We start from the raw sequence: 14,297 nt of genomic DNA on the forward strand, positions 1-14,297 counted from the left end.
GAGCGGGCCCACAGGGCGCCGCTCCTTTTCATGAAGATATGCGAGACTTTCGCAACGGCTATCGCCGAAGATTTTTAGTCCAGGTAGTCGCGCAATACCTGAGAACGCGAGGGGTGACGCAACTTAGACATCGTCTTGGATTCGATCTGCCTAATCCGCTCGCGCGTGACTCCGTAGACTTTACCGATTTCGTCTAAAGTCTTCGGCTGGCCATCAGTAAGTCCGAAACGCATTGCGACGACGCCCGCTTCACGCTCCGAGAGCGTGTCAAGCACCGAATGTAATTGCTCCTGCAACAAGGTGAAGCTAACTGCGTCAGCCGGTACAACGGCTTCAGAGTCCTCGATCAAGTCGCCAAACTCTGAATCGCCGTCTTCACCCAGGGGCGTGTGCAATGAAATCGGTTCGCGACCGTACTTCTGTACCTCGACGACCTTTTCAGGAGTCATGTCGAGTTCAAGCGCCAATTCTTCCGGCGTAGGTTCCCGACCCAGGTCTTGCAGCATCTGGCGTTGTACCCGAGCAAGCTTGTTGATCACTTCAACCATGTGCACCGGAATACGAATGGTGCGAGCTTGGTCAGCCATTGCCCGCGTAATTGCCTGGCGGATCCACCAAGTCGCGTAGGTGGAGAACTTGAAGCCCTTGGTGTAGTCGAATTTCTCAACCGCACGGATCAGGCCCATGTTGCCCTCTTGGATCAAGTCCAAGAACAACATTCCACGACCGGTGTAACGCTTCGCAAGCGAAACAACGAGTCGCAAGTTCGCTTCGAGCAAGTGGTTTTTTGCCCGCTTACCATCGTGGATAACCCACTGATATTCGCGGTTTAGCTTCTCGGTGATCTTGCCATCATCAGCTGCAAGCTTTTCTTCCGCGTACAGACCGGCTTCGATCCGCAGAGCCAAGTCGACTTCCTGCTCAGCGTTAAGCAGCGCGACTTTACCGATCTGCTTCAGATAATCTTTGACCGGGTCCGCCGTTGCGCCCGCGGACATAACCTGCTGCACCGGCGCATCGTCGTCGTCAGCATCTGAATAAACAAAACCTGATCCGGCAGTTTCTTCGGCTTCTTCCGGAGCGTCTGCAGTTTCGGTCTCCGCCGAATCCGCTACGCCTTCAGTGCTTTCGTCATCAGCACTCTCCGCGGAGTCATCCGCTTTAGGCTTGCGTCCACGCGTCGGCTTTACTGCGGCGTCATCTTCCGAGAGCGCAGCTTTCTTCGCGGCTGCAGTAGCAGCTCGCTTCTGTGCCGGTGTGAGTTTTTCTTCGATTGTGACAGCGTCAGGGATTTCGGTTACCTTCTTCGCGGAGGGCTTCTTAGCAGCCAGGGTTTTAACAGCCGCAGTCTGAGCGACAGGGGCGTCCTTCACCGCGGCGCGGGTGCGAGCCGTGGATGTTTCAGCCGAAGCGGAATCCTCGGGGGCAGCGGTTGCGCTGATCTTCCGTGCAGTTGGAGACACTGATTACCTTTCCTTGCAGCTTGTAGTGTTACCTGCGCGCAACACCACTATGACCCTGTCAAGTCCGTGATCGTCATCACTCACGATCGCGGACAGCAGAGTCAGTATGTAGAACTGCTGAGAGCGGCTTCTCGTTCCCAAATTGCTAAAGGTAATTCGAGCTCGAAGCTACGTGAATAACTCACGGACCCCACCGGGTCGTCCTGATATTGTCTCACGGATCTTCGAGCTCTTAGAATCGACGCGGCCGAACGCTGCACGCCGTTCCCGAAATTAACTGAATACCAGCCGTGAAAATGCCCAGTAGCCATTTCTTTACACAAGACAATCGTTAGCTGCTAAATCTATGCGACGTTGGGCCCGTGCTGTTGCCAAGCAGTTTTTGGATCCTTTGCCCAATGACAGAGCACCCCTTCAGCTAGTAGTTCATCAAAGAGTTCGGCCAGTCGGTACCGCGGTACTACGGCCAACGCAGAGTCCACATAGCATCCAGCCTTGCTACCTCGACCTTTACACCATTCCAGCCAGGCAAGAATGCTCAGCACGGCTGCACTTGCCGTCCTGACACTGTCGCCGTCTTGGGCTGACGGTTCCGATAAATGAGCTGCCGATAATGACCTCTGCTGCGGTGAAGTCGCAAGGTTCAGCACACACACGGCAGCAATCTGACGAAGAATTTCCTCAAAGCGAGTCAGCCGGTCCCAAGGTGGCGCAATCTCCGGACTACCAAGAAGTAGCTCAGTAGATTTTGGCAAGTTGGCTTGTTCGCGGTCGGTTAAAGCCGACACCATCACAGCATCTCGCAAGTAAATATTCGCAAGCGTGGCGCCCAAATATCCCAAGGACTCCGCGGTTTCGATTCGAGATCCGAATTGCGTCGACCTCGCGACGTCCCAGGCGCGTAGCGCCGACTCAAAAGTCGGCTCGTCAAAACGAAGCAAACCAACTTGAGCAACTTCGCGCCGTAGGACCTTTCGTGCCCTAGACCTTTTCGTGGCGCTTACCGAGGGCAAAGTCATCGCGGACGGCAGATCCGCATCGTAACTACTCCCCCGAAAAATCAGTTCTGCACTCATGGTGCTTTCACGGACATTTTGCAAATTTTGTCCGCTCAAAGAACAGCATTCCTCGTCCCGGCAGAGATAATCACGCCAATTGCTTTCACCGACCCACCACGCATCACGCAGCGGCATTCCCACTTCAGAAAGCGTCACGCCCAGCATCAACAACAACTGATCGAACCCAGGATCCACCGAATCGTTCCAGTCCATCCCGGTATTATAGGACAGCCAGCGAACCATCCGCGCGGCCGTCGAGCCTGAGGTGGCTGGCAATCTGCTCGGAAAATTCACGATAGTCGGACATATCTCCGCCCCGAGCCAGCAAATCTAAGCGCAAGCTAGCTCCAACCCGATTGCCAGAGATTGCAAGCACCACCAACGACATCTCCGGCCAGTAACCAAGAGCGTGCGGCACATAAGCCAAAATATCTTGCGGCTGGCTAGCTGAAATTAGATTGCTTGAAGCTGATGAAGAGTTCATAGATTCAGCTTGTGGCTGTCACATGCTGCGAAACAGCTCAGCTCATGTGGGGAAACTGCACAAAACTGCAGCTGTGCAGGAAAACTAAGAAGTTAGGGGAAACCAGCGCACCGGACTCTCCATCAGAAGAATCTTAACCATCAGATTCTTTCCGGGTCTTCTTCTGCAATTGGTACCGTCGACGCCTTGCCCGGTAACCGCTCAGCGCCTCCCGCAACGGCGGCACAGACACGCCGTCGGAAGCCATCCGCCGTCGCACTTCACGCCTACTCAGCAATACTGCGCCAACGCCAAAAGCAATCACTAAAAATTGCACGCTAAGCGCGATTCGGAACGAATCAAGCGCGTAAAGCATCCCGTGCGAGTAGCCCAGGTTATTAAGCAAGTCCAAAACCAGTCCCACGATATACATCGTGATCAGGGCTGCAATAAAGCCACCCACATTCACGATTCCAGTATCTGTTCCCATCCGGTGCGCCGGGTTAAAGGTCCGGGCAAAGTCAAAGCCAATCATTGCCGCGGGCCCACCCACACCGAGCACCGCAATGAGCACGATCAGCAGCCAAAGCGGTGCGGGACCCGGATAGAGCAACACCAAAGCCCACACTAAAGCAGTCAAAATGGCGATGACTAACACCAGCGTCGATCGGCGTAGCGGATGCCGGCCCACCCATCCGCCTAGCCACGGGCTGCTCACCAATCCCACCGGAATGAAAAGAGTGAGCAGCAATGAAGCTTGCGACGGCGGGAGCCCCCGACCAGAGACCAAAAACGGATAACCCCAAGTCAGCAGAAATACCGTGCCGGAAAACTGCAAGGTGAAATGGCTCCACATTCCGAGCCGAGTACCGGGCTGCCGCCAAGCAGCAGCAACGGAGCCAGCAATATCCCGCAGCCTGCCCGGCGGATGCGCCCTGGGCAAATCAGCGGGATAATCTAGAACGAATATTCCGGTCAACACCAAAGCCAATAGCGACAATGCCGCAGCGCTAACAAAAGCAGGGCTCCAACCAAACTGGCGCAATACCGCAGCAAATTGAATTGCACTCAACAGCTGACCCAATTGGCCGATCATCGCGGTGAGCTGAGTCAACAACGGAATTCTTCGTGCGCTGAACCAGGCCGGAAGCAATCTCAATACCGCAATGAAGGTCATTGCATCGCCTGCGCCGAGCAACACCCGACCCACCAAGCCAGCGGGCACCGAAGTCGCTGCTGCCAGCTGAAGCTGACCCAAAAGCATCAATAACGCGCCCGCTGAGACCATCAACTTCGGCCCGAATCGGTCGACCAAGGCGCCAACCGGAATCTGCAAAGCGGCATAAACCAGCAATTGCAGGACCGAAAAAGCGGATAACGCTGCAGCAGTAGCGTTGAACCGTTCAGTCGCGTCTAAGCCCGCAACACCGAAACTGGTTCGTTGGCAGATCGCCACGACATAAGCGAAGACGCCGACGCCCCAGCTGAGCCAGGCGCGTCGGGTATCCACGGCAAAAGCTTACTGCCCAGCAGCAACCTAGCCCGTCGTGTCGTCTCGCTCTGCTGTGTCGTCTCGCTCTGCGAGGTAAGCCTCAATAGCAGCGCCCAGCTCATCAGCGTCCGGCAACTCATCGCCGTCGCCCGCAAGCAGCGAACGCACAGGAGTGTCTTGTTGGCGCTCGTCGTATTGCAGCTCCAACCGGCGGACAACGCCCTGTACCTCGCTCGAAGTCTGCACCTGGTCCGCAATTTGCCGTTCTACGTCGCGACCAGATTCTCGCAACCGATCGGTGGGCAGCATAAGCGATGCGGCAGCGCCTAAGTACTCCAACGCAGCAACGGCAGCTCGCGGATACTCAGCATCAGCAAGATAATGCGGTACGTGCACCGCATAACCGGCAATGTTTCGTCCCGATTGACTCAGCCGCAGTTCAAGTAAATGGCCAATTGCCGAAGGAATCTGCACCGTGGCCTTCCACGAGGACATGCCTTCAATCAAATCTGGCCGGTTGCCGTGCACGGTCACGCCAATAGGTCTTGTGTGCGGCACCGGCATCGGAATCGAATGCACCCAAGCCACCAAATTGACGTCAAGACGCTCTACCAGCGCTACGACGGCGGCGCTGAAACGCTCCCACTGTAAGTCAGGCTCGTTGCCTGCCAGGAACAGAAAGGGCTGCCCTAAACCGTCGACCATCCGGTACAAAACCATCTCTGGCTGCCGATAGTCGGTGAGGTGGTCTTCAACAAAACTAATCTGCGGGCGGCGTGATCGGTAGTCAATCAGCTGATCGATGTCAAAGATCGCAACCGGTTCAGCATCCAGCTTATCTAATAGCTCAGCGTTGATCTGACTGACCACTTGGCCGGCATCCGAAAAGCCAGTAAAGCCCATCAAAAGGTTGAGACCGCGCAAGCCCTCGTCTTGGAGCATCGCACCATTGGTGGCGTACAGAGTATCCGGATCTCTCAACGGCACGTATTTAATTTCTTTCATCCTGATCCTCCCGCAACGGTCTGTCATTCTACCGATTTCTTCTTACAACGTCGTTGAGGCCCAGAAACATTCCGCCGCATGGAACGGTTCTCAATTAGCGAAAGAAAAGACTACGATCAACTAAAGTGGCAGCGAATGCTACTAACCCAATCCACCCCCAGCAGTGAGGATCTTTCATGGCTCAGAACAGCGTCGTTTCGCTTGCATCAGTCAATTCGCCAGCCGGTACTTTGGAGGGCGATGCGCTGGTCATCGGAGTGGTCAAAGGTTCAGATGGTCCGGTTCTTTTTGAAAGTCCGCTCGACGCCGCTGAAACCGCTGCCCTCAATGATTCGCTCACGACCCTGGGCGTCAGCGGAAATATCGATAGCCTGCATCGCTTACCTGCGCCAGCTGAAGTCAAAGCAAAAATTTTGGTGCTTGCCGGGCTGGGAGCAGTTCAAGACGGCGCTCCGAACGCCGAAGCACTACGCAAGACGGCCGGTTCTGCGGTTCGCCAACTAGCTGGTTTGGATACTGTTGTCATCGCCCTACCCGCCGCAGATGCAGCTCAGTTGGCCGCAGTAGCCGAGGGCGCAGCGCTAGGCGCATACCGTTATGCAGCGCGCCGCAGCGGTGACGATTCAGCCAAGCAGTCCGTGCAGAACGTGATCATTTCAAGCGCAATCAATACCCGGGCGGCCAAGACGATTCTGAATCGCGCCGCCGTCGTGGGTAAAGCCGTCAACGCCACCCGCACGCTAGTCAACGAGCCGCCGAGCCGCCTCTACCCTGAAACTTTCGCTGAGGCAGCGAAAGAACTAGCCAAGGGCTTGCCGGTTAAAGTAACGGTTTGGGATGAGAAGAAACTTGAAAAAGACGGCTTCGGCGGCATCCTCGGCGTAGGCCAAGGATCCTCACGCCCGCCGCGGCTGGTGAAGGTTGAATACTCCCCCGCACGCGCCAAGAAGCACATTGCCCTGGTCGGCAAAGGCATCACCTTTGATAGCGGTGGAATCTCACTCAAGCCAGCTGCCTCCATGATGACGATGAAATGCGATATGGCTGGTGCCGCGTCAATCCTGACCGCTGCGCTCGCCGCCGCGGAACTGGGCTTGCCAGTCAAGGTCACCGCGTGGCTCTGCATCGCGGAAAATATGCCCTCGGCCACGGCAACTCGCCCCTCGGACGTCATCACCATCTTCGGTGGCAAGACGGTTGAAGTTCTCAATACCGACGCCGAAGGCCGCCTGGTAATGGCCGACGGCCTTGCTATCGCGTCCACCGAGCACCCCGATGTGCTTTTGGACGTGGCAACGCTCACCGGTGCGCAGGTTATTGCGCTGGGCAATCGCACCAGCGCGGTCATGGGTGATGAGCAACTCAGCAACTCGGTGAAAGAAGCTGCTGATAAGTCCGGAGAACTCTTCTGGACCATGCCTATCCCCGACGAGCTTCGGCCAAGCCTGGACTCCCCTGTCGCTGATCTGGCGAATATCGGTGAAAAGGCGGGCGGCATGATGACCGCGGCAGCCTTCTTGGCAGAGTTTGTTGGCTCCGCAAAATCCGGTGCCAAGATTCCGTGGGCGCACTTGGACATTGCTGGTCCAGCGTTCAATGAATCTGCGCCTTACGGCTACACACCGAAGCACGCAACCGGCGTGGCCGTTCGTACTTTGTTGAGCTTTGCCGAAGGCGTTGCAGCCGGAAAATAGTACGTCAACGCGGGTGTGATCTGCCGGTATTGCGATCCGCAGATCACACCCGTGAGTGAATCGCGACACAAAGGGCCACTGACACACTGTCACAGGTGGAGAGAGCGTGCGCTGGACGCTAAGGTAAATGCTGAAAGTATTTCCCTTAGCGTGCCGGGCTTAACCAGTGGACTCGGCGGGCGCTCAGGGAAGTTCAGCAAACGACTGCGCTATCGACCATCACATTGTTAAGCAGTCATTACGCGAGGGAGCGTTCACGTGAGCGATCAGCCGGCACAGCCGACTCAGCAAGAATTCGACATCCTGATTCTCGGTGCCGGCAGTGGCGGATACGCGGCTGCTTTGCGCGCCGTCCAGCTCGGATTCACCGTTGGCTTGGTTGAGAAGGGCAAATTGGGCGGCACTTGCCTGCACAATGGCTGCATTCCGACCAAAGCGCTCTTGCACTCCGCCGAATTGGCTGACCACGCACGAGATTCCGCCAAATACGGCGTCAATGTAGAACTGCAGAGCATTGATATCGCCGCAGTGAACGCCTACAAAGATGGCATCATCGCCGGAAAATACAAGGGCTTGCAAGGACTCATCAAGTCCAAGAAGGGCCTCACCGTCATCGAAGGCGAAGGCAAGCTCTCTTCGCAGAACACCGTGACGGTGACCGACGCTGAAGGTAAAGCCACTGCGTATACCGGTAAGAACATCGTTCTTACCTCAGGCTCATACTCACGCAGCCTGCCCGGACTAGAAATCGGTGGCCGCGTCATCACTTCCGATGGCGCACTGAACCTCGACCGCATCCCGAAGAGCGCGATCATCCTGGGTGGCGGCGTGATCGGTAGCGAATTCGCCTCGGTCTGGAAGTCTTTCGGTGTTGACGTCACAATCATCGAGGGCTTGCCTTCGCTGGTGCCGAACGAAGACGCAACCATCATCAAGACGCTTGAGCGGGCTTTCAAGAAGCGCGGCATTAACTTCTCCACCGGCATCTTCTTCCAAGGCGTTGAACAAACCGACGACGGCGTCAAGGTCACCCTGGTTGACGGCAAGACTTTCGAAGCCGAACTATTGCTCGTCGCTGTAGGCCGCGGTCCGAACACCGCCGGACTGGGCTACGAAGAAGCTGGAATCCCGATGGATCGCGGTTTCGTGTTGGCCAACGAGCGTCTACATACCGGCGTCGGCAATATCTACGCGATCGGTGACATTGTTCCTGGCTTGCAGCTGGCGCACCGCGGCTTCCAACAGGGCATTTTCGTCGCTGAGGAAATCGCTGGTTTGAACCCGGTCGTCATCAAGGATGTCAACATTCCCAAGGTCACCTACTGCGATCCCGAGATCGCTTCGATCGGCCTCACCGAAAAGCTCGCGCAAGAGAAGTACGGCGCTGAGAACGTTGAGAGCAAAGAGTTCAACCTGGCCGGTAACGGCAAGAGCGCCATCATCGGCACTAGCGGCACGGTCAAAATGGTCCGCCAAAAAGATGGCCCCATTGTTGGTGTGCACATGATCGGCGCTCGGATGGGCGAACAGATTGGCGAGGCCCAGTTGATTGTGAACTGGGAAGCTTACCCGGAGGACATTGCTCCGTTGCTACACGGCCACCCCACCCAGAACGAAGCGCTCGGCGAGGCCGCAATGGCACTCGCTGGCCGCCCTTTGCACGGCTGAACATGGTTCAATACCGCTTAAGCACTAGGCTCATTACCAAGACGAACAAAAGCGCATCGCTGAAGGAGAGACGGGGACGACATGTCTGAATCCGTGAATTTACCGGCACTCGGTGAAAGTGTCACCGAGGGTACGGTTACCCGCTGGCTCAAACAAGTCGGCGACCGAGTCGAAGTCGACGAGCCGCTGTTGGAAGTTTCTACCGACAAAGTAGACACCGAAATCCCGTCGCCAATTGCTGGCGTGATTGAAGAGATCCTGGTAGCTGAGGACGAGACTGCAGACGTCGGCGCACCGCTGGTCCGCATCGGCACCGGCGACGGCGCTGCGGCTCCCGCAGCTGAACCGGCCGTGGCAGAGGCGCCGGCAGAGGCAGCTGCTGCACCAGCCGCAGCGGCGCCGGCAGCTGCCGAGCCGGTTGCGTCCGCACCGGTTGCAGCAAGCGAAGGACACGAAGTGACATTGCCCGCACTGGGTGAAAGCGTCACCGAAGGTACGGTTACTCGCTGGCGCAAAGCCGTTGGTGACAGCATTGAGGTTGACGAGCCGTTGCTTGAGGTTTCCACCGACAAGGTTGACACCGAGATACCTTCACCGGTAGCCGGTACGCTTTTGGAAATCCGAGTTGCTGAAGATGAAACAGCCGACGTCGGCGCAGTGTTGGCCGTAGTGGGCTCGGCTTCCGCCGCGGCAGCTCCGGCCGCACTCGCACCGGCTGCGCCAGTTGCCGCACCAGTGGGGACACCGGTCGCTGCAGCTCCGGCACCGGTTCCTGCCGCGCCAGCTCCAGTTGCTACTGCCCCAGCGGCCGCCGCACCTGCAGAGCCAGCACCGGCAGCTGCTCCGGCTTCCGAATCGAACTACGTCACTCCCCTGGTTCGTAAGCTCGCGAACCAGCACGGTATTGATATCTCCTCGCTCAGTGGCACCGGCGTCGGCGGCCGAATCCGCAAGCAAGACGTGCTGGCCGCTGCAGAGTCGGCAAAAGCTCCGGCTGCTGCAGCCCCAGCAGCCGCTACCGTTGCGGCTCCGGCTGCGCCTTCTGCGCCGTCGCCGCTGCGTGGAACTGTTGAAAAAGCACCACGAATTCGGCAGGTCATTGCCCGTCGGATGCGCGAGTCCTTGGATACCTCGGCACAGCTCACTCAAGTGCACGAAGTTGATATGACCCGGATCGCTAAGCTGCGTAATGCGGCGAAAGCCACGTTCCAGGCACAAAACGGCGGCGTGAAGTTGACCTTCTTGCCCTTCATCGCAAAGGCGGTGGCCGAGGCGCTCAAGCAGCACCCGAAGGTCAACGCCTCCTACGATGAGGAAAAGCAAGAAATTACCTTCCACGACGCGGAACACCTGGCGATCGCCGTCGACACTGACCGTGGTTTACTTGTTCCGGTGATCGCTGACGCTGGCAACTTGAACCTGGCCGGTATGGCCAGCAAGATCGCTGACGTAGCCTCCCGGACCCGCAACAACAAGATCGGTCCGGATGAACTATCCGGTGGCACGTTCTCGATCACCAACTTCGGCTCGGTTGGCGCGCTCTTTGATACCCCGATTATCAACCAGCCGCAGGTCGCGATCCTCGGCGTCGGCTCGATCGTGAAGCGTCCGGTAGTTGTGACCGATGCTAATGGCGACGACACCATTGCGATCCGCCAGATGATGTACCTTTCGATGACGTATGACCACCGGTTGGTTGACGGCGCCGATGCGGGACGATTCTTGCAGACGCTGAAAGCACGTTTGGAAGAAGGCGCTTTCGAGGCTGACCTGGGTCTCTAAAAGCGGCTAGTTTCTCAAAGCCGGGGTAACTAATTTCAATTAGTTACCCCGGCTTTTTGCTGCCCAAATCTGAGCGTTGTCGGTGAATTCACAGCAATAAATCCCGAAAGATGCAGGAAGTTTTTCAATAATTTGAACGGGCACATTTCCATTCAAACGGCGCACAACCCAGCGCCCTGACATTCAGGAAACTTCTCATGATGAAGAAAACCCGATACGGATGACTGGCAGCAGCAGTTGTTGTCGCGGTCTCCGGAGGCACCATTGGCGCTGCCGCCGCGGCTCCCTCGGCAAAACACTCGGACAACGCCGTCCAGGTTATTGAATTCCAAGCCACCGGCATGTACACCGATAAGGTCAAGCCCCTGCTAGCCCCTTACGACGTCGAGGCTACGTCCGCCACGTCAGGCACTATTTTTTGGCAGCCACCAGGTTGCGTTAGACCTAGCAGCCAAAGGCATCAAGGTTGTCAAGGAAACCCCTTACGGTAGCGATTTCACCGCGGCTCCCGCTTCGCGAGCAGCAGCATCTTCACCCTTGCCAGACCGGGTAAAGAACAATACTTATGAAACCTATTTCGGCGGTTATAAAACCATTGCGGCTTATCAAAAACTTGCCACCGATATTGCCAGCGCATACCCGGAATTTGCTCAGTATGTCGATTATGGCGATTCTTGGCAGAAATCCAAGGGACAAACCGGACACGACCTCTTTGCACTGCGGATCACAGCTAACGCGAAAGACAGCAGCGATTGGAAGAACAACACCAATCACAAGCCTCGTTTTGTTTTCAGCGGCCAAATCCACGCGCGTGAAATCATCGGTAGCGAGTTTGTCTCTCGATTCACCGCCGACATTCTCAACGGCTACGGAACCGATGCAGAAGCTACCGCCCTGCTTGATTCGACTGAAGTTTGGGTTGTTTTCGGCACTAACCCGGACGGCATCGCTACCGTAGAGAAGGGCCTGAAGACGGCCAGTACCACTTCAAGTGGCGACGGTAACCCGGCAGCCAACAACACCGCTTGGCAGCGCAAAAACATGGACACTGACGGCTACAACGGTGGTACTAGCGACTACACGCGCAGCCAGCCCGGCATCGACTTGAATCGCAACTGGTCGTATGGCTGGGGCGGCCAGGGCACCTCAAATGATCCGACCGATCAGTCTTACCGCGGCAAAGGCCAGCTTTCGGAGCCAGAGTCCAAACAGCAAGCGGCCTTCTTCACCCAATTATTTGGCTCGCACCCAGTAACCGACTCGAACCCGGCTCCGGACACCACGCAAGGAACCGTGCTCAACTTGCACAGCTACTCCAACCTGGTGATCTATCCGTATGCCTACGACAACACGGTGATTCCGCCGAACATCGATGCCATTAAGAACCTCGGCTTCCGGCAGAGTTTCTACAATAATTTCGAAACCGGCACCGCCGGCGATGTCATCTACAACGCTGCTGGTGGCGATATTGACACCATTTACCAAAACAACGGCGTCCCGGCTTACACCTGGGAGATCGGCACCAGCAGCCAGGGCGGATTCTTCCCCGCGTTCTCCCGGACCGAAGGCTTGTACAACAAGTACCGTGGCGGCATTTTCTACGCTGCCAACGCTGCTTCAGCTCCGTACAAGACACCGGCCGGCCCAACGGTCACGAACCTGACCGGAACTCGCAACAGCGATAAGTCAGTTTCGATCAAGGCAACGGCAAACGACAATGCCTTTGGCACCAACCCTTCAAGCAGCAAACCTGACGCACAGAATGTTGTTGCTGCAGAGTATTCAGTAGGTAAGCTCCCAGCGGCTGCTGGACAAGGAACTACCCTGACTCTCACCGATGGAAATGCTAACTCGACTACCGAATCGTTTAACGGAACCGCTAGCAATGTTCCGGACGGCAAGCAGACAATCTTCGTTCGCACTAAGGACCCAGACGGCAACTGGGGCCCTGCGAAGGCAGCTTTTGTCCAGTAGTTTCTTTCGATCAGTAATATCGCTAAATAACTAGATATTGCAGCAACAAGATGGTGAGGAACTGCCCTGATTCCGGCAGGTTCTCACCATCTTTGCTGCCGCATTGTCCTGCCGCGATGGGGAAGAATAAAAAAGATCCAAAATTTATCGAGAATGTGTCAGTAACATGCTTCTACGTCCCGTAGAATATTTTTATGGACTTCGTCAAATACTTATTGATATTTCTGCACATTCTGGGTGGCGCGGCAATCGTGGGCGGCTGGTTCGCCAACTTTAAAAAGCCCACCATCTTGCCCATCCAACTCTGGGGCGCAATTGCGCAACTTGTCACCGGACTGGCACTGGTTTGCCTAGCGGGAGCCACGCACGCGCCGTTGAACTACATCAAGATCACCGTCAAACTGTTGATCGCCATCGTGGTTTTGGTGCCAGCGATCATTGGCTTCCGTAAAGCACAAAAGAACGAGCCGGTTTCCACCGGGCTGGCACACGCCGTTGGCGGAATGGCCCTGATCAATATCGCAGTGGCAACGCTCTGGCACTAATTTTGTCTAGGGCTACAAATGCACTGGTGTAGCAGTCACCCCGTTGGCTCGCGTCCAATTCCTTGGCGCGAGCCAACTGTGCGTTCAGGCTAGCAACTTGCCTCGGATTGGCAAGGTTCTGGGAATCGATGCCACGAGCTACCTAGGATGGACTAGCAAGTAATTTTCATCCCGAGGAAAGAGCGATAATGGCGACCGTACGTACAGCACACACAGTATGGCAAGGCGATCTGCCCACCGGCAGCGGTCAGGTAACTCTGGACAGCTCCGGGCTGGGCACTTATTACGTCACCTGGAAGGCACGCGCAGAACAAGCCGAAGGCAAAACCAGCCCCGAGGAACTGATCGCAGCAGCACATTCTGCATGCTTTTCGATGGCCTTCAGCCATGCCTTGGGCGAAGAAGGTAAGGTGCCCAACAATGTACAGACGACGGCGGATGTTAGCTTCCAGCCTGGCGAAGGCATCACCGGCATCCATCTGACGCTCAAAGCCTCGGTTCCGGAACTCAGCGAAGAAGATTTCCAGCGAATCGCCCAGGGCGCCAAAACTGGCTGCCCGGTATCAGCAGCGCTGACTGGCACCACGATCACCCTTGAAGCAACGCTAGAGTCCTGATCCTTACGATTCACGGACAAGGCCGCTCGGAAACATTCGAGCGGCCTTGTCCGTCTTAAGCTGGGCAGTATGAGTGAAGATCAAGCACGCCGAATCCGTATTCCGAAACTCCGGCCAGAATTTTATAAATCGCTTTCCGCAATGGATGCGGCTGGCGCTGAAGGCCTCGATGCCAAGCTAGTCGAACTAATTCGAATTCGTTCTTCGCAGTTGAACAATTGCGCATTCTGCCTAGATATCCATCTCACGGATGCACGTGAGAAGGGCGAATCTCAGCAACGATTAGACGTCCTGAGCGCTTGGCACGAAGCGCCGTCGTTTTTTACCGAGCAAGAACAAGCCGCCTTGGAACTCACTGAAACAATGACCTTGCTACCTCAGTCTGGCGTCCCGCACCTGATTTATCAGCGCGCGGCCAACGCCTTCGGCGACGACGAACTTTCAGGTGTGATGGCAACAATTATTGCCATTAACGCTTGGAACAGAATCGGTGTGGCAACTCAGCTCAGTCCGAAGCAGCGCTGAGCTCCCACACC

At 56.3% G+C, this 14,297-nt stretch carries 12 protein-coding genes; 7 read left to right on the forward strand and 5 right to left on the reverse strand.

Annotation, left to right across the window (positions count from 1 at the left end; all coding sequences use genetic code 11):
• Positions 1-74 precede the first annotated feature (74 nt).
• The 5 genes from RSAL33209_RS10735 to RSAL33209_RS10755 all read right to left on the reverse strand — a co-directional run bounded on the left by RSAL33209_RS10735 (position 75) and on the right by RSAL33209_RS10755 (position 5,481).
• Positions 75-1,463, reverse strand: coding sequence for an RNA polymerase sigma factor (locus RSAL33209_RS10735; protein WP_012245814.1), 1,389 nt, complete (start codon positions 1,461-1,463; stop codon positions 75-77).
• A gap of 344 nt (positions 1,464-1,807) precedes the next feature.
• Complete coding sequence (locus RSAL33209_RS10740) at positions 1,808-2,734, reverse strand: DUF4192 family protein (protein WP_012245815.1); 927 nt, start codon at positions 2,732-2,734, stop codon at positions 1,808-1,810.
• Between the two features lie 7 nt (positions 2,735-2,741).
• A complete protein-coding gene (locus RSAL33209_RS19290) occupies positions 2,742-3,005 on the reverse strand; it encodes a DUF4192 family protein (protein WP_012245816.1) in 264 nt (87 codons plus the stop codon).
• Positions 3,006-3,138: 133 nt separating this feature from the next.
• Positions 3,139-4,494 carry an MFS transporter gene (locus RSAL33209_RS10750; protein WP_012245817.1) on the reverse strand — a complete coding sequence of 452 codons (1,356 nt, stop codon included), beginning with the start codon at positions 4,492-4,494 and terminating at the stop codon, positions 3,139-3,141.
• A 27-nt stretch (positions 4,495-4,521) separates the two neighbouring features.
• Positions 4,522-5,481, reverse strand: coding sequence for a proteasome assembly chaperone family protein (locus RSAL33209_RS10755; RefSeq protein ID WP_041684699.1), 960 nt, complete (start codon positions 5,479-5,481; stop codon positions 4,522-4,524).
• Positions 5,482-5,657: 176 nt separating this feature from the next.
• Between RSAL33209_RS10755 and RSAL33209_RS10760 the strand changes: the two genes are divergently transcribed.
• The 7 genes from RSAL33209_RS10760 (at position 5,658) to RSAL33209_RS10790 (ending at position 14,286) form a co-directional block, all read left to right on the forward strand.
• On the forward strand, positions 5,658-7,175 hold the full coding sequence (locus RSAL33209_RS10760; protein WP_012245819.1) for a leucyl aminopeptidase: 1,518 nt from the start codon (positions 5,658-5,660) through the stop codon (positions 7,173-7,175).
• Between the two features lie 258 nt (positions 7,176-7,433).
• Complete coding sequence (lpdA, locus tag RSAL33209_RS10765; RefSeq protein WP_012245820.1) at positions 7,434-8,843, forward strand: dihydrolipoyl dehydrogenase; 1,410 nt, start codon at positions 7,434-7,436, stop codon at positions 8,841-8,843.
• 81 nt (positions 8,844-8,924) lie between these two features.
• On the forward strand, positions 8,925-10,625 hold the full coding sequence (gene sucB, locus RSAL33209_RS10770) for a 2-oxoglutarate dehydrogenase, E2 component, dihydrolipoamide succinyltransferase (RefSeq protein ID WP_041684701.1): 1,701 nt from the start codon (positions 8,925-8,927) through the stop codon (positions 10,623-10,625).
• A gap of 537 nt (positions 10,626-11,162) precedes the next feature.
• On the forward strand, positions 11,163-12,599 hold the full coding sequence (locus tag RSAL33209_RS10775; protein ID WP_012245824.1) for a M14 family zinc carboxypeptidase: 1,437 nt from the start codon (positions 11,163-11,165) through the stop codon (positions 12,597-12,599).
• Positions 12,600-12,793: 194 nt separating this feature from the next.
• Entirely contained in the window at positions 12,794-13,144 is a 351-nt protein-coding gene (locus RSAL33209_RS10780) for a hypothetical protein (RefSeq protein WP_012245825.1), read from the forward strand.
• Positions 13,145-13,332: 188 nt separating this feature from the next.
• Positions 13,333-13,761, forward strand: coding sequence for an OsmC family protein (locus RSAL33209_RS10785; protein ID WP_012245826.1), 429 nt, complete (start codon positions 13,333-13,335; stop codon positions 13,759-13,761).
• 69 nt (positions 13,762-13,830) lie between these two features.
• Positions 13,831-14,286 carry a carboxymuconolactone decarboxylase family protein gene (locus RSAL33209_RS10790; protein ID WP_012245827.1) on the forward strand — a complete coding sequence of 152 codons (456 nt, stop codon included), beginning with the start codon at positions 13,831-13,833 and terminating at the stop codon, positions 14,284-14,286.
• The last annotated feature ends 11 nt before the right edge of the window (positions 14,287-14,297 follow it).

The organism is Renibacterium salmoninarum ATCC 33209, from assembly GCF_000018885.1.
Lineage (GTDB): Bacteria > Actinomycetota > Actinomycetes > Actinomycetales > Micrococcaceae > Renibacterium > Renibacterium salmoninarum.

Coding starts and splice junctions, on each gene's coding strand:
- RSAL33209_RS10740 (WP_012245815.1), bottom strand. CDS start 2,734: ATGGACTGGAACGATTCGGTGGATCCTGGGTTCGATCAGTTGTTGTTG.
- RSAL33209_RS19290 (WP_012245816.1), bottom strand. CDS start 3,005: ATGAACTCTTCATCAGCTTCAAGCAATCTAATTTCAGCTAGCCAGCCG.
- RSAL33209_RS10755 (WP_041684699.1), bottom strand. CDS start 5,481: ATGAAAGAAATTAAATACGTGCCGTTGAGAGATCCGGATACTCTGTAC.
- RSAL33209_RS10760 (WP_012245819.1), top strand. CDS start 5,658: ATGGCTCAGAACAGCGTCGTTTCGCTTGCATCAGTCAATTCGCCAGCC.
- sucB (WP_041684701.1), top strand. CDS start 8,925: ATGTCTGAATCCGTGAATTTACCGGCACTCGGTGAAAGTGTCACCGAG.
- RSAL33209_RS10780 (WP_012245825.1), top strand. CDS start 12,794: ATGGACTTCGTCAAATACTTATTGATATTTCTGCACATTCTGGGTGGC.
- RSAL33209_RS10785 (WP_012245826.1), top strand. CDS start 13,333: ATGGCGACCGTACGTACAGCACACACAGTATGGCAAGGCGATCTGCCC.
- RSAL33209_RS10790 (WP_012245827.1), top strand. CDS start 13,831: ATGAGTGAAGATCAAGCACGCCGAATCCGTATTCCGAAACTCCGGCCA.